20 protein-coding genes and 5 pseudogenes are annotated in these 21,761 nt (G+C 38.2%); 13 read left to right on the top strand and 12 right to left on the bottom strand.

The features are described 5' to 3' along the window. The first annotated feature begins 45 nt into the window (after positions 1–45). From LZ575_RS06905 to LZ575_RS06890, 4 genes and pseudogenes are all read left to right on the top strand, one after another. Positions 46–726, top strand: coding sequence for a metal-dependent hydrolase (locus tag LZ575_RS06905; protein WP_235330023.1), 681 nt, complete (start codon positions 46–48; stop codon positions 724–726). Positions 727–742: 16 nt separating this feature from the next. Further along, positions 743–1,778: pseudogene (locus LZ575_RS06900) on the top strand (o-succinylbenzoate synthase). Between the two features lie 6 nt (positions 1,779–1,784). Then, positions 1,785–2,730, top strand: a pseudogene (locus LZ575_RS06895) (lysostaphin resistance A-like protein). Between the two features lie 65 nt (positions 2,731–2,795). Next, entirely contained in the window at positions 2,796–3,890 is a 1,095-nt protein-coding gene (locus LZ575_RS06890; protein WP_235330022.1) for an AMP-binding protein, read from the top strand. Positions 3,891–4,030: 140 nt separating this feature from the next. Here LZ575_RS06890 and LZ575_RS23405 read toward each other — a convergent pair whose 3' ends face one another. From LZ575_RS23405 to LZ575_RS06875, 4 genes and pseudogenes are all read right to left on the bottom strand, one after another. Further along, positions 4,031–4,447 carry a hypothetical protein gene (locus LZ575_RS23405; RefSeq protein ID WP_311196013.1) on the bottom strand — a complete coding sequence of 139 codons (417 nt, stop codon included), beginning with the start codon at positions 4,445–4,447 and terminating at the stop codon, positions 4,031–4,033. Then, a complete protein-coding gene (locus tag LZ575_RS06885; protein WP_311196012.1) occupies positions 4,408–5,577 on the bottom strand; it encodes a M1 family metallopeptidase in 1,170 nt (389 codons plus the stop codon). Before LZ575_RS06885 ends, LZ575_RS23405 begins: the two co-directional genes overlap by 40 nt. Further along, the gene (locus tag LZ575_RS06880) at positions 5,558–6,433 is read right to left on the bottom strand and encodes a hypothetical protein (RefSeq protein ID WP_235330021.1); all 876 of its coding nucleotides are present in this window, start codon (positions 6,431–6,433) and stop codon (positions 5,558–5,560) included. Before LZ575_RS06880 ends, LZ575_RS06885 begins: the two co-directional genes overlap by 20 nt. A 41-nt stretch (positions 6,434–6,474) precedes the next feature. After that, positions 6,475–8,103: pseudogene (locus LZ575_RS06875) on the bottom strand (acyl-CoA carboxylase subunit beta). A gap of 235 nt (positions 8,104–8,338) precedes the next feature. Between LZ575_RS06875 and LZ575_RS06870 the strand changes: the two are divergent. The 3 genes and pseudogenes from LZ575_RS06870 to ettA all read left to right on the top strand — a co-directional run bounded on the left by LZ575_RS06870 (position 8,339) and on the right by ettA (position 10,802). Continuing rightward, positions 8,339–8,518 (top strand): CAL67264 family membrane protein, encoded by a 180-nt coding sequence (locus LZ575_RS06870; RefSeq protein ID WP_235330020.1) that lies wholly within the window; start codon positions 8,339–8,341, stop codon positions 8,516–8,518. A gap of 10 nt (positions 8,519–8,528) precedes the next feature. Then, positions 8,529–8,999 carry a DinB family protein gene (locus LZ575_RS06865; RefSeq protein WP_235330019.1) on the top strand — a complete coding sequence of 157 codons (471 nt, stop codon included), beginning with the start codon at positions 8,529–8,531 and terminating at the stop codon, positions 8,997–8,999. A 110-nt stretch (positions 9,000–9,109) separates the two neighbouring features. Continuing rightward, a pseudogene (ettA, locus tag LZ575_RS06860) lies at positions 9,110–10,802 on the top strand (energy-dependent translational throttle protein EttA). 66 nt (positions 10,803–10,868) lie between these two features. Here ettA and LZ575_RS06855 read toward each other — a convergent pair. From LZ575_RS06855 to LZ575_RS06840, 6 genes are all read right to left on the bottom strand, one after another. Then, entirely contained in the window at positions 10,869–11,267 is a 399-nt protein-coding gene (locus LZ575_RS06855) for a hypothetical protein (RefSeq protein ID WP_235330018.1), read from the bottom strand. Positions 11,268–11,509: 242 nt separating this feature from the next. Then, positions 11,510–11,638, bottom strand: coding sequence for a hypothetical protein (locus LZ575_RS23400; RefSeq protein ID WP_311196011.1), 129 nt, complete (start codon positions 11,636–11,638; stop codon positions 11,510–11,512). 49 nt (positions 11,639–11,687) lie between these two features. Further along, complete coding sequence (locus tag LZ575_RS06850) at positions 11,688–12,749, bottom strand: DEAD/DEAH box helicase (RefSeq protein ID WP_311196010.1); 1,062 nt, start codon at positions 12,747–12,749, stop codon at positions 11,688–11,690. Positions 12,750–12,836: 87 nt separating this feature from the next. Beyond that, the gene (locus tag LZ575_RS06845) at positions 12,837–13,361 is read right to left on the bottom strand and encodes a phosphoglycerate mutase family protein (protein WP_235330017.1); all 525 of its coding nucleotides are present in this window, start codon (positions 13,359–13,361) and stop codon (positions 12,837–12,839) included. Between the two features lie 3 nt (positions 13,362–13,364). Further along, entirely contained in the window at positions 13,365–13,649 is a 285-nt protein-coding gene (locus LZ575_RS22370; protein ID WP_255702849.1) for an esterase-like activity of phytase family protein, read from the bottom strand. Positions 13,650–13,671: 22 nt separating this feature from the next. Continuing rightward, positions 13,672–14,466, bottom strand: coding sequence for an esterase-like activity of phytase family protein (locus LZ575_RS06840; RefSeq protein WP_255702848.1), 795 nt, complete (start codon positions 14,464–14,466; stop codon positions 13,672–13,674). A gap of 119 nt (positions 14,467–14,585) precedes the next feature. On the opposite strand from LZ575_RS06840, the gene LZ575_RS06835 reads away from it, so the two are divergent. Further along, positions 14,586–14,771 (top strand): CsbD family protein, encoded by a 186-nt coding sequence (locus LZ575_RS06835; protein ID WP_235330016.1) that lies wholly within the window; start codon positions 14,586–14,588, stop codon positions 14,769–14,771. A gap of 61 nt (positions 14,772–14,832) precedes the next feature. On the opposite strand, the pseudogene clpB reads toward LZ575_RS06835, so the two are convergent. After that, positions 14,833–17,441: pseudogene (gene clpB, locus LZ575_RS06830) on the bottom strand (ATP-dependent chaperone ClpB). 233 nt (positions 17,442–17,674) lie between these two features. On the opposite strand from clpB, the gene ytxJ reads away from it, so the two are divergent. The 4 genes from ytxJ (at position 17,675) to LZ575_RS22365 (ending at position 18,990) form a co-directional block, all read left to right on the top strand. Beyond that, positions 17,675–18,049, top strand: a complete 375-nt coding sequence (gene ytxJ / locus LZ575_RS06825; protein WP_235330015.1) for a bacillithiol system redox-active protein YtxJ — start codon at positions 17,675–17,677, stop codon at positions 18,047–18,049. A gap of 145 nt (positions 18,050–18,194) precedes the next feature. Beyond that, positions 18,195–18,422, top strand: coding sequence for a hypothetical protein (locus LZ575_RS06820; protein ID WP_235330014.1), 228 nt, complete (start codon positions 18,195–18,197; stop codon positions 18,420–18,422). A gap of 189 nt (positions 18,423–18,611) precedes the next feature. Then, positions 18,612–18,770 carry a hypothetical protein gene (locus tag LZ575_RS06815; RefSeq protein ID WP_235330013.1) on the top strand — a complete coding sequence of 53 codons (159 nt, stop codon included), beginning with the start codon at positions 18,612–18,614 and terminating at the stop codon, positions 18,768–18,770. A gap of 91 nt (positions 18,771–18,861) precedes the next feature. Beyond that, the gene (locus LZ575_RS22365) at positions 18,862–18,990 is read left to right on the top strand and encodes a hypothetical protein (protein ID WP_255702847.1); all 129 of its coding nucleotides are present in this window, start codon (positions 18,862–18,864) and stop codon (positions 18,988–18,990) included. A gap of 73 nt (positions 18,991–19,063) precedes the next feature. Here LZ575_RS22365 and fahA read toward each other — a convergent pair whose 3' ends face one another. Continuing rightward, on the bottom strand, positions 19,064–20,353 hold the full coding sequence (fahA, locus tag LZ575_RS06810) for a fumarylacetoacetase (RefSeq protein WP_235330012.1): 1,290 nt from the start codon (positions 20,351–20,353) through the stop codon (positions 19,064–19,066). Between the two features lie 108 nt (positions 20,354–20,461). Here fahA and glyA point away from each other — a divergent pair, with 108 nt between their 5' ends. Beyond that, on the top strand, positions 20,462–21,736 hold the full coding sequence (gene glyA / locus LZ575_RS06805; protein WP_235330011.1) for a serine hydroxymethyltransferase: 1,275 nt from the start codon (positions 20,462–20,464) through the stop codon (positions 21,734–21,736). Positions 21,737–21,761: the final 25 nt, after the last annotated feature.

Below are 21,761 nucleotides of genomic sequence, written 5' to 3'. Positions count from 1 at the left end.
ATGAATTCTAGCCGTATTTTTATAAACCACCAAAATATTAATACAATGAAAATTACCTTTTACGGACATAATTCCTTCGGAATCCAAATTGGACAGATCAATCTTCTTGTTGATCCATTTATCACGGGGAATGAAAATTCTAAAGATAAAATTGATATTAATGATCTAAAGCCCGATTATATTCTTCTTACACACGCTCATCAGGATCACACGCTGGATGCAGAAGAAATAGCGAGAAATACTGGTGCTGTGATTGTAAGCAATTTTGAAATTGCTAATCATTACGAGCAAAAAGGCCTTGAGGTGCATCCAATGAACCACGGTGGAAGTTGGGATTTTGAGTTTGGTAAAGTAAAATATGTCAATGCTATTCATACCAGTTCTTTTCCTGATGGTAGTTATGGAGGACAGCCTGGCGGTTTTGTAATTGAGAGCGAACATAAAAATATTTATATCGCCGGGGACACAGCCCTTACAATGGATATGAAGTTGATCCCTATGAGAACAAGTTTAGATCTGGCTATTCTTCCTATTGGTGATAATTTTACAATGGGAGTAGAAGATGCAATTATTGCAAGTGATTTCATTGAGTGTGATAAAATTATTGGCTGCCATTACGATACTTTTGGATACATAGAAATAGATCACGAGGAAGCCAAGAGAAAATTTTATGAAAAAGACAAGGATTTGATGCTGCTGGAAATTGGTGAAAGCATAGAACTCTAATTATTGCGGGAATTTAATGCAGGCATCTTACTATAAGTATATTTTAAATTTTAAACGCCCCAGCGGAACTTCGCGGGGCGTTCTTACGACTAAAGAGGCCTGGTTCCTCATTTTGGAAGACAACGGTAAACGTGGCATTGGAGAATGTGGTTTATTGCGGTCCCTAAGCTTTGATGACTTAGCCGGGTTATGAAGAAAAATTACAATGGGTCTGTGAAAACGTTCACCTTGGTCCAGTAGAGCTTTGGGAGCAGTTAAAGGAATTTCCCTCTATTCAATTTGGGGTGGAGATGGCATTTCTATCTTTATCTTCCAATGACGAATTTGTCCTATTCCCTTCAAAATTTACCTTGGGTAAAGCCTCCATTCCTATCAATGGATTAGTTTGGATGGGGAAAAAATCATTTATGAAAGATCAAATTTCAGAAAAAATAAAAGAAGGATTTAGTTGTATTAAACTAAAAATAGGGGCCATAGATTTTGATGCTGAAATTGATTTACTCAAATACATAAGATCCCAGTTTTCTTCTGAAGAAATAGAGCTAAGAGTAGATGCTAATGGTGCTTTTTCTGCATCTGAGGCATTGGAAAAGATCAACAGGCTAAGCGATTTTCAAATACATAGTATTGAACAACCCATAAAACAGGGCCAGTATTATGAAATGGCAGATTTATGCAGTAAAACACCTGTTCCTATCGCACTGGACGAAGAATTAATTGGAGTAACAACTGTAACCAAAAAGAAGGAATTGCTACAAACAATACAGCCACAATATTTAATTTTTAAACCCAGTCTTATAGGCGGTTTTCAAGGTACACAGGAATGGATCGACTTGGTAAAAGATTCAGGAGAGGGTTGGTGGGTCACCAGTGCTTTAGAGAGCAACGTGGGTTTAAATGCTATTAGCCAGTGGACATATACTACTGGTTCTCCTTTGCCTCAGGGATTAGGCACTGGTAGTCTTTACACTAACAATTTTGACAGTCCTCTTGAAATAAGAACAGGAAATATTTCTTACAATCCAGAAAAGGCCTGGAATTTTAAATTATAAAATAATATGTACATAGCACAAGCTTATAAATATCAGCATGATTTTTGGAGATATCTCATAGGAGTTTTAATAGTCATTGCTGCGATCTTTGCCTAGGTCAAATCCCATTTGTTATTGCTATTTTTCTTGAAACGGGCTTTGACATGGAGGGAATGGACGAATCCCAACTCATGCAAATTCTTGATTCGAACTGGTCCTTTTTCCTGATGCTGCTGGCTTTTGCAGTGGCATTGTTTGCCTTATTCTTTGTGGTAAGACTTATCCATAGCCAAAGTATAACGAGTCTTACAACTACAAGAAGAAAGATTGATTGGGGAAGGTTCTTTTTTGCTTTTGGTCTCGTGGCAATTTTTTCAGTGACAGTTACTTTAATAGATTATTTTTCTAATCCCGAAGATTACGTGTTTAATTTTCAGCCTTTGCCATTTTTTATAATGCTGGCAATTGCAGTGGTCATGGTACCCCTTCAAACAAGCTTTGAAGAATATTTTTTTAGAGGTTATCTAATGCAGGGAATTGGAATACTGGCAGGAAACCTAGGTGGCTGCCTTTATTTATTACTTCTGTATTTTTTGGAGGTCTTCATTTCTTTAATCCTGAGGTAACTAAACTTGGGAATATCATTATGATCTACTACATAGGAACAGGGTTTTTACTGGGGATCATGGCTTTAATGGACGACGGGCTGGAGCTGGCCCTGGGTTTTCACGCAGGAAATAATCTGGTTACAGCGATCCTGGTAACTGCGGACTGGACTGCCTTTCAAACTAATTCTATACTAAAAGATATTTCTGAGCCTTCAGCAGGGTGGGATGTGCTAATACTAGTACTTGTTGTATATCCTATTTTCCTCTTTATTATGGCCCGTAAATATAAATGGTCCAATTGGGGATATAAGCTTTTTGGTAAAGTAGAAAAACCAGTAATGTTAAATCCTTCAGAAGAAGTTTAAGAATTTTCGGACATTTTGTTAAATTTAGCAATTCATGTAAAAAATACTGTTTTTATACAGCACATATGAATGAAAAATTTGAAGTACCGGAAGTTCATCCAGATTTTAGGCTAAATAAACTTCATTCTTCAATTGCCGATCTTCGGAAAATTGCCTACAACTTTATTAAAGAGGGAGAACCCTATGAAGGACTGGTGGGTGACTTCATCCTGGATTGGGTAAAACCATCTGCTTTCCTTGTAGTACAAACATCAGGTTCTACCGGAAAACCGAAAAAAATAAAGATTAAGAAGGAGCACATGGTCAATTCAGCCATTGCTACAGGTAAATTTTTTGAACTTCCGGCAAAATCTAAAGCTTTAATGTGCTTACCAGCAAATTACATAGCAGGTAAGATGATGGTGGTGAGAGCAATGGTCCTGGGCTGGGAGTTAGATCTTGTTCCACCGTCTTCCAATCCACTGGACCAGGTTTTCAAGATCTATGATTTTTGTGCTATGACTCCATTTCAACTGGACAATTCTGTAGGACGTTTACACCTTATTAAGAAGTTGATAGTGGGTGGGGGTGCGGTTTCTCCACATTTACAAAACATGGTTAAAGATCTTGACACTAAAGTTTATGAAACTTTTGGTATGACTGAAACTGTCTCACATATAGCTGCCAAGAGACTTAATTCACAAAAAAAGAAATCTCAATCTATTCCTTTTAAAGTTCTGCCAGACGTTGGTATTTCTACAGATAAAAGAGGCTGTCTTGTGGTAAAAGCTCCAAAAGTGGCAGAGGGAATAATAACTACCAACGATGTGGTAGAAATTGTTACTTATAAGAAATTCTACTGGAAAGGACGATATGATAACGTGGTTAACTCCGGCGGAATTAAATTATTTCCTGAAGAAATAGAAAGCAAGCTTAATAATGCTATAGACAACAGGTTCTTTGTAACAGGTATGCCAGATGATGCATTAGGAGAAAAACTGGTGCTATTTGTTGAAGCAGATTTTTCTGAAGAACTTTTGATACAATTAAAGGAAAGTATTCAAAACCTTAATACACTGGAAAAATACGAGGTGCCAAAGAAAATTTATCTTCTGCAAAAATTTGAAGAAACTCCTAACGGTAAGATCCATAGGGAAAACACCGTTAAGAGTCGAAATTAGAATTTTTCCCTTGATAATATCAGATTATAAATTGGTGGTGATGAAAAATTCCTTTTCATTAAGCTGTATTGCATCTAAAGAATTTATAGATTTTAATTTCTTCCAATCGGTAGTAGGCTGTAGCCTTGTTTCTTTATCATTTATAAAAACATCAACCTAAGCATTTTAAAGTTTTCAACATCAACTTTCCAACGATAGGAGATGGTATTAGCTTCCTTTTTAAACTCGAGGTGAGGTAAAGCTGTATGCCTCAGGTATTGATCAAAAACTGGCTGAAGGTCAACTTTAGTGGCTTTATCAAAGAAAGTTTCTGTAGTTTGGGTGTCAATGATCTTGTGCTTATTGGACACTGTATAATCCTTAAGTGTTTTCCACCACAGTTTGTCGTCATTGTAGATGCTTCTTATTGTATTTAAAAGATTGGCTCCTTTCATATACATATCGCCGGAACCTTCACTATTTACGCCATAATCTCCAATAATAGGAGCACGGTTGCTAACCCCCCTTCTAACACCTTTCAGGTATTCAAGAGCTTTTTCTTTTCCCCATCTAAGCATTCCACGTAAACAGCTTCAGTATAAGCAGTAAAACCTTCGTGGATCCACATATCGGCAATATCTTTTGCAGTAATGCTATTGCCATACCATTCGTGACCGGATTCGTGGATAATAATATAATCCCAAAGAAGGCCAATTCCGGTACCTGATAAGTCATTCCCCAGGTAACCTTTCATATAATTATTTCCGTATGCTACAGCGCTTTGATGTTCCATTCCCAAATAAGGTGTTTCAACTAGTTTGAAACCATCTTCAGCAAATGGATATTCTCCAAATTTTTCATAAAAACATTCCATCATTGGCTTTACCTCTTCAAATTGCTTTTTTGCTTTGTCCAGGTTGTACGGCAGGACGTAGTAATCCAGGTCGAGATCTTTATAGTTATCGGAAAAATGGGTGTAGTTTGCAATGTTAACTACAATATTGTAGTTGTTAATGGGGTTAGTAACTTTCCAACTCCAGCGGGTATAACCGTCTCCCATATCTTTTTCCCCCTGAAATTTCCCGTTGGACACGTTCATCAACCCATTGGGTACTTCTACTTCAATTAGGGCTGCCTCTGGTTCGTCACTTTGATGATCTTTATTTGGATACCAAAGGCTTGCACCTGTTCCCTGTACTGCAACAGCTATCCAGTGGTTACCCTCCTTATCTTTAGTAAAAACAAATCCACCATCCCAGGGAGCATTTTTCGCAACAATAGGGTGGCCGGAAAAATATACTTTTATAGAGTCTGTTTTTGAAGCTTTAACAGGATCCTTCAAATCTACAAAAACAGCGTTATGTCGTCGGTTATATTTTAACTGCTGATCCTTCCGAAGGATAGAATCAATAGTCATATTCTCAAAAAGATCTATCTGCATCACCGGGAGATCTTTTTCAGCCTTAAAACTGATCGTATTAAATCCGGAAATAAATCTTTCCTCAGGATCAACTCTTACCTGCAGGTGATACTTTTGAACATCATAAGCTCTTTCAGAGCGTAAAGATCCTCTCAGGGTATCAGCTTCAGTATATTTTTGCTGCTTATTACTTAGTACCTGAGCCTGTATGGGATAAAAACCTAAAAAGGCAAAAACAAAAAGTATTCCTGCACATTTGTATATTGACCTATTCTGAATGGACGACATATAGTTGGGCTTTTGGATTATGGCGCAATGTTTTTTGCATGCTTTCATGTAACTCGTTAAAAGTCTTTAAGATAACACCTTTACAAATTCCATAGGAATAATGATATTTAAGAATTTCTCTATCTGATTGCGTGAGTCTTCGGGGAACTCTACAGGCTGATAAATAGCTTTCACAGTTCAGTTTTTCTGAACTTTTAAAATACCCCAGGGATTTAAAGAAGTGGAAAAACAAAAGTTGTACTTGGTCATTTTCATTCTTAACAAATTCTGTATTGATCTTTACATATCCTTTATAAATTTGTTGTTTTGCATTCCAGTTAATATAGTATCCCCCGTTTCTATTATTAATACGAGGCTCATAATCAATATTGTATTCCCGGTTAAGGTAATAGATCATAAAATTGGACTGTTCTTTATTGTCTACTTTGGTTATTTTAAGGGAATCTATTTCTGATGAAATTTCTTTTGCAAATTCCATCAATTTTTGGGAGTGGTCTTGTGGTACACCGGAAGCAAAAAAGATCTTGATTTCATCCTTCCAGTATTTCATAGTTTCTTTCTCCCTCTGTTCACTGTTCATTTTGCCATAAACCACATCCTTGTAAATCTCTAAGAACAGGGAATCTTTGGGTTCATATTCAACCCTAATTCCATTGTTATTCCTTTCTAAAAAATCCGGAGAAACCAAGACCAATGTGTCTTCTCCTTTAAATTGAAAATTTAATGAGTCCTGCTTTGTAAGATTATTGCCAAGTTTTACATATTGCTCGAGTAAAATGTAATGTCTGTGAAGAGTATCCTGTGAATACCCTGATATTGTAAAAAGAATTAATAAAAAGTATAGGCTAAATTTCATAGAAGGATTTTAAGTAATTCCCTGTTAAGCATTAAAAAATATCAAGTCTGAATCACTCCTAAATTAAAATCTTTGGTAATAGGAGCGTGGTTAGCGGCTTCAATTCCATTGGAGATCCACTTCCTCGTATCGAGCGGATCAATAACAGCATCTGTCCATAACCGTGCCGCTGCATAATAAGGAGAAGTTTGAGCATCATATCTATTTTTGATCTTTTCAAATACTTCTTTTTCTTTTTCAGCGTCTACCTTTTCACCTTTTTTTGACATTGAAGCAGTTTCTATTTGTGCCAGCACTTTTGCCGCCTGGGTACCACCCATTACTGCAAGTTCGGCGCTTGGCCATGCTACTATTAATCGGGGGTCATAAGCTTTTCCGCACATCGCATAATTTCCTGCACCGTAAGAGTTTCCAATAATTATGGTAAACTTTGGTACGACCGAATTGCTTACTGCACTTACCATTTTAGCACCGTCTTTAATGATCCCACCATGTTCACTTTTACTTCCCACCATAAAGCCTGTCACATCCTGCAGAAACACCAGCGGGATTTTCTTCTGATTACAATTAGCAATAAATCTTGTGGCTTTATCGGCAGAATCTGAATATATCACTCCGCCAAATTGCATTTCGCCTTTTTTTGTTTTTACAACTTTACGCTGATTTGCCACTATTCCTACAGCCCAGCCATCTATTCTTGCATAGCTAGTAATAATTGTTTGTCCGTAACCTTCTTTATATTCTTCAAATTCTGAAGCATCTACCAGTCGTTTAATAATCTCCCGCATATCATATTGGTCTGTACGCTTTTGGGGCAGGATTCCGTAAATTTCCTTCGGCTCATCTTTCGGCTCTACAGGATCTTTTCGGTTATAACCTGCTTTGTCAAAATCTCCAATTTTGTCAATTATATTTTTAATGGTGTCAAGAGCATCCTTGTCATCTTTCGCCTTATAATCGGTAACCCCGCTAATTTCTGAATGTGTAGTAGCTCCTCCTAAAGTTTCATTGTCGATTGATTCCCCAATAGCTGCTTTAACAAGATAACTTCCTGCCAGAAAAATACTTCCGGTTTTTTCCACAATTATAGCTTCATCGCTCATTATAGGCAGGTAAGCGCCACTAAGCAACACAACTTCCCATTATGGCAGAGATCTGGGTAATTCCCATGCTGCTCATAATGGCATTATTTCGAAAGATCCTTCCGAAGTGCTCTTTATCGGGGAAAATATCGTCCTGCATAGGCAGGTACACCCCTGCACTGTCTACAAGGTATATTATTGGCAATCTATTTTCTATAGAGATTTCCTGGGCGCGCAGATTTTTTTTAGCAGTAATAGGGAACCAGGCATAGCTTTTACAGTGGCATCATTGGCAACAACTATACATTGTGTGCCTCTTACCCGGCCTATTTTTACAACCACGCCACCACTTGGGCAGCCGCCGTGTTCCTTATACATCCCGTCTCCTGCAAAAGCTCCTATTTCAATAGCTTCCTTTGAATCATCGAGTAAATAGTCGATTCTTTCCCGGGCGGTCATTTTTCCCTTGGCATGATGCTTTTCTATGCGTTTTTCACCGCCTCCAAGTTTTACTTCAGAAAGCCTGTGCCTGAGAGTTGAAAGTAAAAGTTTGTTATGATCTTCATTTTTATTGAAGTTAATATCCATACCTGCTATGTTAGTTCCGGTTGTAAAGTTGTTGTCCCCGAAAAATTCCGGTAAGTACCCGGGGCTTTTGTATCTTGGCTAAAATACGAAATCGGGCTTATTTAAAAAGACTAATAAATCATTAAAATATTCGATATTTGTATAGAACAGGCGCAGGAAAGCACGGGGAAATCTATCAGGTAAGAACGTGTTGGGAATTCAGGAAATGATTTAGGCGCGACAAAGACAATTTTTTATGGGAATGAATAAGAACACCATATTTGCATGGGCGTCATTTTGCACGCTTATAATTGGTATTGCACTGGTTCTATTAGGGGTATTAAAATATCTTGACTACGCAATTGGTTTTTGTACTGTAGGAATTGGATTTTTTGTTATGTCCTGGGCATTTAATGCTTTAAAGGGAAGAGTGTAAGATGGAGGAAATGCAGAAAATCAGGGAACAGCTTGTAAAGCACCTGAAGGGAGGAGAAGCTTTTATGGCTGTTGAAAAAATGCTTGACAAAATTTCTTTTGAGAAACTGGGGGAAAAGCCATCAGGCTTGCCTTATTCCTTTTACTCTCTTTTTTACCACATGTGGTATGCCCAGCAGGATATTCTGGAATATTGTAAAGCTGAAGATTATAAAGAATCTAATTGGCCCAAAGATTATTGGCCGCAAAATGAAGCTCCCGATACTGAAGCTCAATGGAAGGAATTACAGCAGGCTTTTTTTGACAATAGAAAAGAACTGTCTTCTTTCCTGCTGGACTCGAAAAATCAATTATTACTTCCTGTAAGAACTGGAACAGATCATACGTTACTTAGAGAGGTGTTATTGGTGATCGAACACAATGCTTATCACACGGGGCAGTTGCTTGTAGTGCTGAGAGAATTGGGGCTCTACGCTGAATAAATCTGAGTATAGAGATAGCAATATCCTCGTAATTTTGTGATATTTGCTTAATAAATTATGATCAGCATTTTTGAAATTCTGAACTTACAAACGATAAAAAATACATTGAAATGGCAGATGATAAAAAGGTGATTTTTTCCATGAGTGGAGTCACCAAGTCTTACCCCGGTGCAAACACTCCGGTTATTAAAAATATATACTTAAGCTTTTTCTACGGTGCTAAGATCGGGATTCTTGGTTTGAATGGATCAGGAAAATCCACTTTGCTTCGCATTATTGCAGGAGAAGAAAAAAACTTCCAGGGAGATGTTGTTTTCTCACCGGGGTACACTGTAGGATATCTTGAGCAGGAGCCAAAGCTAGATGATGAAAAAACTGTACTGGAAGTAGTAAAAGAAGGTGCTGCGGAAACTGTTGCCATCCTTGATGAATACAACAAGATCAACGATATGTTCGGGCTTCCGGAAGTTTACGAGGATGCCGATAAGATGCAGAAGTTGATGGACAAGCAGGCAGAGCTTCAGGATAAAATAGACGCTTCCAACGCCTGGGAACTTGACACCAAGCTGGAAATTGCAATGGATGCTTTAAGAACTCCTGAACCTGATAAAAAGATCGGGGTTTTATCGGGAGGAGAAAGAAGAAGGGTCGCCTTATGTCGACTTCTTTTGCAAGAGCCTGATGTATTACTCCTGGATGAGCCTACAAACCACCTGGATGCCGAATCTGTACACTGGTTGGAACATCATTTAGCCGAATATAAAGGAACTGTTATTGCCGTTACTCACGACCGTTATTTCCTTGATAATGTTGCAGGATGGATCCTGGAGTTGGATAGGGGAGAAGGTATTCCATGGAAAGGAAATTATTCTTCCTGGCTGGATCAAAAATCGAAGCGTCTTGCACAGGAGCAAAAGCAGGCTAGCAAGCGCCAGAAAACTCTTGAACGGGAATTGGAATGGGCGAGGATGTCTCCTAAAGGAAGGCAGACGAAGCAAAAAGCCCGTTTAAATAATTACGATAAATTAATGAGCCAGGATCAAAAGCAAATGGATGAAAAGCTGGAGATCTATATTCCTAACGGCCCTCGTTTAGGAACCAATGTTATTGAAGCTAAAGGGGTGAGCAAGGCCTTTGGTGACAAGTTGCTTTATGAAGACCTAAATTTCACTCTGCCACAAGCGGGAATCGTAGGAATTATAGGTCCTAACGGTGCTAAGTAAAACCACTATTTTCAAGATGATCATGGGCGAAGAACAGCCGGACAAAGGGAATTTTGAAGTAGGGGATACTGTAAAGATCGCTTATGTAGATCAAAGTCATTCTAATATAGATCCTAACAGGTCCATTTGGGAGAACTTTTGTGATGGTCAGGAACTGGTGATGATGGGAGGAAGACAGGTAAATTCCCGTGCATACCTTAGCAGATTCAACTTTGGAGGAAGTGAGCAAAACAAAAAAGTAAGCGCATTATCGGGTGGGGAAAGAAACAGGCTTCACCTCGCAATGACCTTAAAAGAAGAAGGGAACGTACTGTTACTGGATGAGCCTTCAAACGACCTTGACGTAAACACGTTGAGAGCTTTGGAAGAAGGTTTGGAAAACTTTGCAGGTTGTGCGGTGGTAATCTCTCACGACAGGTGGTTTATGGATAGGGTTTGTACCCATATCCTGGCTTTTGAAGGAGACTCACAAGTTTACTTTTTTGAAGGAAGTTTTTCTGAATATGAAGAGAACAAGAAAAAACGTTTAGGTGGAGATTTAATGCCGAAGCGAATCAAATACAAGAAACTGGTAAGATAATCCAGGTATTAACAGAAAAACTCCGAAAGATCTTCGGAGTTTTTTTTGTTATGTTAGTACTGAATATTAGTTTCCCGCTCTTTCATAAATTAGATAAAGTTCATCATCAGCAATTGCAGGATCATCAATGCGGGTTAAATAAAGTTTAGATCCCTGAAGTTCGTAATAAAAAGAATCTCCACCAATGACTTTAATTATAGATCCTGTTTCCAGTACATACTCATAAGCCCCTGATTCTGCAATGTAAAAATAATCTTCAGTTGGGTTGTTTAGATAAAGTACTTTTTCAGAATCGTCAATCCTGAGTTTGAAATCCTTTATTTCTATGGAAGAATCAAATCCGCAAAAACAGTCAATATCAGTTAAAAACCAGTTTCCATTTAACTGCTGGTCATTAATGGGTTCTTCATCGCTACTACAGGAAATAAAAAGCATTAATGACAGAAAAAATAAAATGTTTTTCATTTTTCGGGTATGGTTTATCTATATGTATCCAAAATGCCTGAAAGGTGCTTGAAAATTGTAGTTATAACAATATTTTTTAAGGTTAAAGTCTTATGGTTTCAGATTTCATTTTTTAATTTTATAACCTATAACCTATAACCTATAACCTATAACCTATAACCTATAACCTATAACCTATAACCTATAACCTATAACCTATAACCTATAACCTATAACCTATAACCTATAACCTATAACCAACCCTAGTACCAGCGCTTCTTATTTTCTTTTGAACCACTCCCTTTTCTTCCTTTTTTATGTTTGCTGCCTTTCTTTTTATGAACAGGAGGAGTAGCATCTTTAGCCTGCGGGTAAGGATGGTTCTCTTCCATAGGAATTGTTGTACCAATTAGCTTCTCGATATTTTTAATATAGTCTCTTTCATCTGCACTGCAAAAGGAGATGGAAGCTCCTACATTCCCTGCCCTGCTTAGTTCGGCCAATGCGGTGCACGTATACTTCCGGTAGATTGGGAATATCAAAATTTATTACGTAATCCAGTAGATCAATATCCAGTCCTCTCGCAGCAACATCGGTGGCTACCAGGATGTTTACCTCTTTGTTCTTGAATTTGTTTAAAGCGATAGAACGTTCGCTTTGACTCTTATCCCCGTGCAGAGCTTCAGCTTTAAAACCGTTCTTATTGAGGGAATCAAAAGCTTTCTCCACGCCGAATTTTGTTCTTCGGAAAATCAATACCGATTTTTCCTTCACCACATTCCGCATAACAAAAAGGAGAAGTTCGGTTTTGTCCTGTTTTGGAACCAGGTAGAGTTTCTGTTGTACTTCCGGGGCGGCAGAAGAATTTTGATCCACCTCAATTCTTTCGGGCTCCTGAAGTAGTGTTTTCGCGAGGTCCTGTACTTTAGGAGGAATAGTGGCAGAAAACATCAGCCTTTGTACAAGATTAGATGATAACCGGATTATCTTTTGAACTTCATCAATAAAGCCCATATCCAACATGAGGTCAGCTTCATCAAGCACCAGCACTTCTATCTTATCAAGATCAATATATCCCTGTTTTCTCAGATCCAGCAATCTTCCCGGAGTCGCTACAAGGATATGAAGCCCATCGCGCAGCAAATTGATTTGAGGCTGCATTGATGCACCACCAAAAACAACTCCTGATTTAACATCAGTAAACCTTGCATAAGATCTTATGTTTTCCTCGATCTGTACCGCCAGTTCCCTGGTGGGGCTAATTATAAGGACAGTAGGATGTTTTTCTGAACTTTCCTTTGCCACCTGCTTCTGTAAAAGCTGCAAAAGCGGAATAGCAAAAGCTCCCGTTTTTCCTGTACCTGTTTGAGCCGAAGCCAAAACATCATTCCTTCTCAGAACCTCAGGAATTACCTTTTCCTGAACCGGAGTAGGAGTATTGTGACCAAGTTCTGCTATTCCTTGTAGGATATTTTGGGATAAAGGAAGGTCTTCAAATGTCATTTATTTAAATTTCGATTTATAGGCAAGATACGGGAAACCGGATACAAGAGCCAGAATTTAGTAACCAGAATTGAAGAACAGTAAATTTTAATTTATGTAAAGCACTTCAGAAGTCTTTGTTCCGTTTGGCATTAGCGTAACAATAAATAAACTTCCGCTTTCGCTCTCTTCTATATCTTTGTATTTTTTCTCTTCCAGAATATAATTCACAAAAGCGGGATTAGTGTTGCTGTGACCCACAACAAGAACCGTTTTTCCTTTCGTGTTTTTTTGAAAATTTTCATCATTCAGCTTACTAACATCGTAAAGCTGAACTTCCTTTTCCTGAAAATCTGCAATTTTTTGGGCAGTATTTCTTGTACGTTTAAAATCGGAACTGTAGATAGCATCAAAGGAAATATCTCTAAAAACCTCTGCCCACTTTTCTGATCGTTTTATTCCTTCTTCAGTAAGTTCAGGATCAGGATTATTTGGATTGGAAATGTCTTTCTCGGCGTGGCGGATAAAATAGTAAGTAGTCGGTTCTTCTGAAGTTTCCTGGGGTGTAGTGTTTTTATCTCCAAAGCTACAGGAGAAGAAGAGGGGTAAAAAGAATAATATTAGTTTTTCCATAGTTTAGTTCTTTATTATTAACTCCATTAAGATTATCTGGGAAATTTGTCTCCCCAAAGAATTAAAGTTGTTATCTGACGCTAACAGAAGTGTTTTGTTACCATTTGGAAGATCCGGTCCAAAAGTTATTGATTCAAGATTGTCGATTATTTGTTCTTTAAGGTCTTTCCTGATGGATTTAAAATCAAAAACGAGAGTTTTTTTCGCAGCTATATAATCTATCTTTCTTAAGTTGTCGGCACCGAGCGTATTTGTGGCATTCCGTGCGTCTACATCAAAAATTCTCACAGTATTGCCATTGCTGCCGTGGCTAAGCAGAGAATGCCCTTTCGAGAACGAGAAATTGGCCTGGCGCGTATTCCAGTAATTCAGTCAAACCATTTACTGCAAAATACAACCATGGAATTTTAGTGATTCCTTCAAGTTGCATTACAAATTGTTTCGTAGCTTCTCCATCTTTATTATAAAAGGATATTCGGATAGGGGATTTGGTAGGGAATAATTTAGGTTTAGATCCATCCTTCTTAAGTGGTAATTCCATACCCACCCAATATCCTGTCTTATCATAACCTGGAGCTAAACCTTCAAATACGCCATTATTCCGGGGTGACTGTTCTCCTGAAGATTTAAAGTATGCAGGAAGTTCATAATGGGAAATATATTCTCCCGATGAGGTCGTACTAAAAACAGACGGATCTTTACCATTTTGAATGGAACCTTCACTAGTGAAAATAAATTCTTCTGTTTTGGGATTGAAGCGGATAGACTCCAGGTCAAGGGTGTTCAATTTTAAAAAATCGGAGGATTCTCTTTTAAGTTCAATTACTTCAGAAATAATTACTGAATCTATTTTACGTTCTCTTATTTCTATCCTGGCTTTATAGAACCTTGGATTGCCCGGATGATCTGCCACAAGGTAATAAGTTCCGTCGTGATAATCTATACCAGACAATCCACCCACTTTTGTGCCTCCTACTTCAAGATCTTCAGAAATAATAAAATCATCCAGAAATTTTACCTGGACATTAGCGGAAATCAGCTTTTTGTTAGTTCCACACGAGCACAATATCAAAACCATGAGGAGAAGGATGATCTTCTTTAGCATATATGAAAATTTGAATGCAAAAATAACACTCCCTTAAGAGAAAAATGTGATATCGTTGAGATAAAAACTTTTTATTAAGGGGTAAATTTATTTATTATTAACCCTCAAAAATGAAAGTTATGAATAATGATCAATTAGAAGGAAAATGGAAACAGGTAAAAGGTAAGTTCAAACAAAATTATGGAGATCTTACCGATGATGATACTACGTATTCCGAAGGGAAATTTGATGAGATGCTCGGTAGACTTCAGGAAAAAACCGGAAAGTCTAAGGAAGAACTCAAAAGAGAAATTGACCGACTATAGGTAACATATAATAAAGGAAAAGGGCTGTAAAAACAGCCCTTTTTTATGTATATACCTGATACTAACTTTCAATTTCAACCGCATCCTGATTTCTAAAGACCAGGTTATCGTTGAACTCATCAAGAAGGATAATACTATCTGTAGTTACTTTTCCTGAAAGGATTTCTTTAGATAGTTTGTTTAATACTTCTCTTTGCACTACACGTTTTACAGGACGTGCACCAAATTGAGGATCAAAACCACGTGTAGCAAGGAATTTTATGGCTTCTTCTGTTGCGTCCAATACAATTCCCTGTTTTGCCAGCATCTTTTTCACATCTTTTAATTGGAGATCAACGATCTTTCGGATATCCTTCTGCGATAGCGGCGTGAACATTACTATATCGTCTATCCTGTTGATGAATTCCGGTCTTACACTTTGTTTTAACAGCCCGAGTACTTCAGTTTTTGCGCTTTCCATCGCTGTTTCTATATCCTTTACTGCCTCAAATTTCTCCTGAATAATTTGAGAACCCATGTTGGAGGTCATAATAATAATGGTGTTCTTAAAATCAGCAAGTCTTCCTTTGTTATCGGTAAGTCTTCCCTCATCCAACACCTGTAACAGGATGTTAAAGGTGTCGGGATGCGCCTTTTCAATTTCATCCAGAAGGACGACTGAATAAGGTTTTCTTCTTACAGCCTCAGTTAATTGTCCTCCTTCATCATAACCAACATATCCCGGAGGTGCACCCACAAGGCGACTTACAGCGTGGCGCTCCTGGTACTCACTCATATCTATCCTCGTCATTGCTGCCTCATCGTCAAAGAGATATTCTGCCAGAGCTTTAGCTAATTCGGTCTTACCAACACCTGTTGTTCCCAGGAAAAGGAATGTCCCGATAGGCTTTTTCTGATCCTGTAGGCCTGCACGGCTTCTTCGCACCGCGTCACTCACTGCCTGAATAGCTTCTTCCTGACCTACAACACGCTTATGAAGTTCATCTTCCAGTTTTAGAAGTTTTTCACGCTCGCTTTGCAGCATTTTGGTCACAGGCACTCCTGTCCATTTTGCGACAACTTCTGCAATATCTTCGTAAGTCACCTCCTCTTTTATAAGGGTGTGGCTGTCCTGATTTTCATCAAGCTGTTTCTGAAGTTTTTCCAGCCGTTCTTGTGCCTCTTTTATTTTGCCATACCGCAACTCCGCAACCTTACCATAATCTCCTTCACGTTCAGCTCTTTCAGCTTCCAGTTTAAATTGCTCAATATCAGACTTTGCGGTCTGGATATTATCTACTACTTCTTTTTCATTCTTCCAGCGAGCATTTAACTCGTTTCTTTCTTCTTTAAGGTTGGCAAGGTCAGCTCTAAGGGATTTCAGTTTATTTTCATCATTTTCTCTCTTAATTGCTTCCAGTTCGATTTCCAGCTGAGTGATCTTCCTGTCAAGAACATCCAGTTCTTCAGGCTTGGAGTTGATCTCCATCCGTAATTTAGAAGCTGATTCATCCATAAGGTCAATAGCCTTATCAGGTAAGAACCTGTTGGTTATGTAGCGTTGTGATAACTCCACGGCAGCAATAATTGCTTCGTCTTTAATTCGAACCTTATGGTGGGTTTCGTATTTTTCCTTTATACCTCTAAGGATCGAAATTGCACTCTCAGTGTCCGGCTCATCTACCATGACCTTCTGGAACCTTCTTTCCAGTGCTTTATCCTTTTCAAAATATTTTTGATACTCATCCAGAGTAGTAGCTCCTATCGCACGAAGTTCTCCTCGTGCAAGTGCAGGTTTAAGAATATTAGCGGCATCCATTGCACCCTGACCTCCACCTGCTCCTACGAGAGTGTGGATCTCATCTATAAAAAGGACTATATTACCTTCACTACCATGGTAACTTCTTTCACTACTGCTTTTAAACGCTCTTCAAATTCGCCTTTATATTTGGCACCTGCGATTAATGCTCCCATATCCAGGGAATAGATTTGCTTATCCCTAAGATTTTCAGGAATATCTCCTGCAATTATTCTATGGGCAAGTCCTTCAGCAATTGCTGTTTTTCCAACCCCCGGTTCACCCACGAGCATTGGGTTGTTCTTGGTCCTTCGGGAAAGGATTTGCAAAACTCTTCGTATTTCTTCGTCCCGGCCGATTACCGGATCAAGCTTTCCTTCTTCAGCAAGCTGATTGAGATTTTTGGCATATTTGTTTAAGGAATTGTAAGTTTCTTCTGCACTTTGTGAAGTAACTCTATCTCCTTTTCTTAGTTCCTCTATAGCTGATTTTAAACCTTTTTCAGTAGCACCCTGGTCTTTTAAAATTTGAGCGACTTTACTGGAGGATTTAAAGATGGCCAGGATAAGGTGTTCTACAGAAACAAACTCATCGTTCATTTTTTTAGCAACACTGGAGGCTTCATTTAAAGTTTTGGAGGCCTCTCTTGACAACATAATGTCTCCACCGCTAACTTTCGGGAAACTTTGTAACGTGTTATCAATGATCTGATTAAACAGGTTGACGTTAATATTTAATTTCTTCAGTAAAAATGGGGTCACGTTTTCATCAACTAAAGTAATAGCTTTAAAAATGTGTTCATTTTCAATTTGCTGGTGGCCAAGCTCTTGTGCAAGCTGTTGAGCTTGCTGGATGGCCTCCTGTGATTTTATAGTAAAGTTGTTAAGATTCATAGCTTTCAGTTTATGTTCAAACCTAATTAGCAAAGCATATACCAGCAGCAAGAGACTGCCTAAATGGCTGGTTATTTTGCTTTTAAACCGACAAAATGACTGGTGCCTTACTTATATTATCGTAAAATTAAGGCTTAAAATATTTGGATCCTGATCTTATAGAAACTTTAATAGTTCTATAGGCAAGATTTTATCGTACATCCTTTAAATTTATATTTTTAAAAACAAGAGAAATGGGATTTTTTGATAAAATGTTTAAAAGTGAAAGAGATATTGCAAAGCGTGAGATAATTAATGTGCCGTGGGAGGAGTTGACAAGTGTAGATACCCTTGATGAAATAGAGCAAATTTCGAAAGAGAAACCTGTAGTTATATTAAAGCACTCAACCAGTTGCGGGATTAGTAGAATGGTACTAAGACAGTTTGAGCAGGAATACGATTTGAAGGAAGGACAGGCAAAACTTTATTTTCTGGATCTCCTGAGTCACCGGGAGATTTCCAATAAAATTGCGTCTAAATTTAATGTACCTCACGAAAGTCCACAATTAATTGTCATTAAGAACGGTAAAGTGGTTTATGACGCCTCCCACAGCGAAGTAAAGGCCTAGGTAGTTTAAACCAATTTGTTGCATAGATTTCCCCCTTTATACAAATTTTTGATTTGGCTGTTAAAGTTTATTAATCGGTTTAATGATAGGAAGTTGAGGATGTAAATTGAAGGTGGAATTTTATTAACCATTTAAAAATAATATCATGGAAAATCAAAATCGAAACCAGGATCAAAAGAATCAACAGAAGGATAATGACCGCCAGAAGTCTCAGGGGCAAAACGGTGGATATGGAGGACAGAATCAACAATCAGGTAATCGAAAAAATCAGGCACAAAATCAGGAAAGAGGACAGCAGGGCGGAAAACAAGGCTCTGTAGATAATCAGGTGACTGACCATAGAAAAGACAGGAGCCGGGAAGAGGAAGAGTAGTCATTTTTGACTGGATAATCAAAAAAGCCATCGGGGATAATTCCGGTGGTTTTTTGTATAAAAATGGTGGGTCTTCTTAGGGTTTCACCTTTATATAAATTTAGTAATTCGTTGTTAAAGTTTATTAATCGATTCGGGGAGAATTGGTTGAGGTTTGTAAATTGAAGAAGAATTTAAATTATAGGAGTCATGGAAAACAACTTGAATAGAGATCAAAAATTCGATAAAGCTGATAAAGATCAAGAGCGGGGAAATTCTCAGGAAAATCAAAAGCAGCAGACGGAAATAAATCAGGAGGAGCGAAAAAATAAAAATTGGGATCAGGTCCAGAGAAGACAACAGGCTTAGTCCAAGAAGTTACAATACGAGTACTGAAGAGGAAAATGTAGAAAACCAAAATACCCTTGCAGATCAGGAACAAACAAATCGTCCCGAGGGTGTGGATCCGGAGGATTATAAAAAGAATAAGAAGCAAAACAACTATTTAGTTGGTGATCGAGCTACCGAGCGCCAACAAACACGAGATGATGAGGAGGATGAACCTAATAGTGGTGGATCTAAAGCTTGAAAGCTTGATTAGCAATTATTTACACGCAAAAAAGCCACCCATGCGGTGGCTTTTTTATTATTCTTGTTTTCAATTATTTCTTCTTGTGTTGAAAAACCGGAAGGAGTTTCGTTCGCACCTCGCCAAAACCTATCCTTCTGTCTTTCCCTTCACAATAGCCGCGCATTATTACAGTGTCATTATCTTCAATAAATTTTCTTTCAGAACCGTCCTTTAGCTTAAGTGGTTTTTCCCCTTTCCAGGAAAGTTCCAGCATCGAACCGTATGTATCGGGAGTAGGACCCGAAATGGTTCCTGATCCCATCATGTCTCCTGAATTTACAGGACAGCCATTAATGGTATGATGCGCCAGTTGCTGACTCATATTCCAGTACATGTATTTAAAGTTGGACCGGGATAGAGTCGTTTCTTCGTTATCTTCAGGTTGTATGGCTACTTCCAGTTTTATGTCAAAACTCTTTTTTCCTTTGTATTGCAGGTAGGGAAGGAGTTCTTTTTCAGGTTTTGGCCCTTCAGTTCTAAATGGCTCCAGCGCATCTAAAGTTACAATCCAGGGAGAAACTGAAGAAGCGAAATTCTTTGCAAGAAAAGGCCCCAGTGGTACATATTCCCATTTCTGGATGTCCCTTGCGCTCCAGTCATTAAAAAGCACAAGACCAAAAATATATTCTTCGGCTTCTTCAATAGGAATAGGTTCACCTAAAAGATTTGCATCTGTAGTAATAAAAGCCATTTCCAACTCAAAGTCTACATTTTTAGACGGTCCAAAACCTAGTTCTTTGGCACCCGGAGGTAAAGTTTGTCCCTGAGGACGGTGAACAGGAATTCCGCTGGGAATTATTGATGAACTTCTCCCGTGGTATCCAACGGGAATGTGAAGCCAGTTAGGCAATAAAGCATTTTCGGGATCCCGAAACATGGTTCCCACGTTAGTAGCATGTTCTTTACTTGAATAAAAATCAGTATAATCTCCTACCAGTACAGGGAGTTGCATCTCAATCTCATCAAGGGTAAATAGAACAATATTTCTATGGTCCTGATTTTCTTTTAATTTATTGTTATTGGCATCAAAAATTTCGGCAATTCGATTTCTTACAAGTCTCCAGGTTTTCTTTCCGTCAGAAATAAAATCGTTCAGCGTATCCTGTAAGAAAATATCATCGGTTAAAGGTATACCTTCAAAATATCCCAACTGGTGCAGTGCTCCAAGATCGATGGCATAATCTCCTATCCTCGTTCCAATAGTAATAATATCGTCCCTTGTTAAAAAGACTCCAAATGGGATATTTTGTATTGGAAAGTCGGTATTGTCAGGAGTGTCCAGCCACGTTTTGCGCTTAGGATCATTTGCTGTAATTGGCATAAATTTTAGATTTTATTCTTAATTCAATTCCATTCAAATATATTATTTTCCCTTTATTAACCGAATGTAATTATTACTTTTGGTGAATATTTAACGTAAAAAATTAACATGCAACGAGATACCGAAATTTTTGATCTAATTAAAGAAGAAAAGAAACGTCAAATCAATGGATTAGAACTAATTGCAAGTGAAAATTTCGTAAGTGAACAAGTGCTGGAAGCAGCAGGTTCTGTCCTTACAAATAAATACGCTGAAGGATATCCAGGGAAACGTTATTATGGAGGATGCGAGGTAGTCGACAAGGTAGAGACTTTAGCTATAAAACGCCTTAAAGAATTATTTAATGCGGAATATGCAAATGTGCAGCCGCATTCCGGTTCTCAGGCTAATACAGCCGTATTTCATGCATGTATGAAACCTGGTGATAAATTCTTAGGATTTGATCTTTCTCATGGTGGTCATTTAACTCACGGTTCTCCTGTAAATTTTTCGGGAAGATTGTATCAGCTTATATTTTATGGAGTTGATGAAGAATCAGGATTATTGAATTATGATAAAATAGCAGAGCTTGCTCAAAAAGAGAAGCCCAAAATGATCATTGCCGGAGCATCTGCATATTCGAGAGAAATAGATTATAAAAGATTCCGGGAAATAGCAGATAGTGTAGGAGCAATTTTGTTTGCTGATATTGCACATCCGGCGGGACTTATTGCAAAAGGATTACTTAGCGATCCAATTCCTCATTGTCATGTTGTTACTTCCACCACTCACAAAACCCTGCGTGGTCCAAGAGGAGGAGTAATAATGATGGGTGAAGATTTTGATAACCCATTTGGAGAAAAGCTGAAGAATGGGAACTTAAAGAAAATGTCTTCTTTGCTTGACAGCGGAGTTTTCCCAGGGAATCAGGGTGGACCTTTAGAACATATTATTGCAGCTAAGGCAGTTGCGTTTGGAGAAGCTTTGACCGATGAATTTTTGTATTACACCGTCCAGGTTAAGAAAAATGCTAAAGCTTTGGCCAAAGCATTTATGGATAAAGATTATAATGTTATCTCCGGCGGAACCGATAACCACATGATGTTGATCGATTTAAGAAGCAAAAATGTAACCGGAAAACAGGCTGAAGAAGCATTAGGAAAAGCTGAAATTACGGTGAATAAGAATATGGTTCCTTTTGATGATAAATCTCCTTTTGTTACTTCAGGAATTAGAATTGGTACAGCTGCCGTTACTACGCGGGGTCTTAAAGAAGAGGATATGGCACGTATCGTAGATTTTATTGATACGGCAATTACTAACCCTGAAAATGAAAGTAAACTTTCAGAAGTTAAGGCAAGTGTGGTTGAAATGATGCAGGGGCGACCTCTCTTTACAGCTTAAGAGATTCAAAAGAAAAAGAATTAGA

The organism is Antarcticibacterium sp. 1MA-6-2 (genome assembly GCF_021535135.1).
GTDB lineage: Bacteria > Bacteroidota > Bacteroidia > Flavobacteriales > Flavobacteriaceae > Gillisia.
This window is presented reverse-complemented; position numbering and strand designations above follow the sequence as displayed.

Bases quoted from the DNA above. Each gene is read 5' to 3' on its own strand.
- LZ575_RS06905 (WP_235330023.1), top strand. From the start codon at position 46: ATGAAAATTACCTTTTACGGACATAATTCCTTCGGAATCCAAATTGGA.
- LZ575_RS06890 (WP_235330022.1), top strand. From the start codon at position 2,796: ATGAATGAAAAATTTGAAGTACCGGAAGTTCATCCAGATTTTAGGCTA.
- LZ575_RS23405 (WP_311196013.1), bottom strand. From the start codon at position 4,447: ATGCTTAGATGGGGAAAAGAAAAAGCTCTTGAATACCTGAAAGGTGTT.
- LZ575_RS06885 (WP_311196012.1), bottom strand. From the start codon at position 5,577: ATGTCGTCCATTCAGAATAGGTCAATATACAAATGTGCAGGAATACTT.
- LZ575_RS06880 (WP_235330021.1), bottom strand. From the start codon at position 6,433: ATGAAATTTAGCCTATACTTTTTATTAATTCTTTTTACAATATCAGGG.
- LZ575_RS06870 (WP_235330020.1), top strand. From the start codon at position 8,339: ATGGGAATGAATAAGAACACCATATTTGCATGGGCGTCATTTTGCACG.
- LZ575_RS06865 (WP_235330019.1), top strand. From the start codon at position 8,529: ATGCAGAAAATCAGGGAACAGCTTGTAAAGCACCTGAAGGGAGGAGAA.
- LZ575_RS06855 (WP_235330018.1), bottom strand. From the start codon at position 11,267: ATGAAAAACATTTTATTTTTTCTGTCATTAATGCTTTTTATTTCCTGT.
- LZ575_RS23400 (WP_311196011.1), bottom strand. From the start codon at position 11,638: ATGGAAGAGAACCATCCTTACCCGCAGGCTAAAGATGCTACTCCTCCT.
- LZ575_RS06850 (WP_311196010.1), bottom strand. From the start codon at position 12,749: ATGACATTTGAAGACCTTCCTTTATCCCAAAATATCCTACAAGGAATA.
- LZ575_RS06845 (WP_235330017.1), bottom strand. From the start codon at position 13,361: ATGGAAAAACTAATATTATTCTTTTTACCCCTCTTCTTCTCCTGTAGC.
- LZ575_RS06840 (WP_255702848.1), bottom strand. From the start codon at position 14,466: ATGCTAAAGAAGATCATCCTTCTCCTCATGGTTTTGATATTGTGCTCG.
- LZ575_RS06835 (WP_235330016.1), top strand. From the start codon at position 14,586: ATGAATAATGATCAATTAGAAGGAAAATGGAAACAGGTAAAAGGTAAG.
- ytxJ (WP_235330015.1), top strand. From the start codon at position 17,675: ATGGGATTTTTTGATAAAATGTTTAAAAGTGAAAGAGATATTGCAAAG.
- LZ575_RS06820 (WP_235330014.1), top strand. From the start codon at position 18,195: ATGGAAAATCAAAATCGAAACCAGGATCAAAAGAATCAACAGAAGGAT.
- LZ575_RS06815 (WP_235330013.1), top strand. From the start codon at position 18,612: ATGGAAAACAACTTGAATAGAGATCAAAAATTCGATAAAGCTGATAAA.
- fahA (WP_235330012.1), bottom strand. From the start codon at position 20,353: ATGCCAATTACAGCAAATGATCCTAAGCGCAAAACGTGGCTGGACACT.
- glyA (WP_235330011.1), top strand. From the start codon at position 20,462: ATGCAACGAGATACCGAAATTTTTGATCTAATTAAAGAAGAAAAGAAA.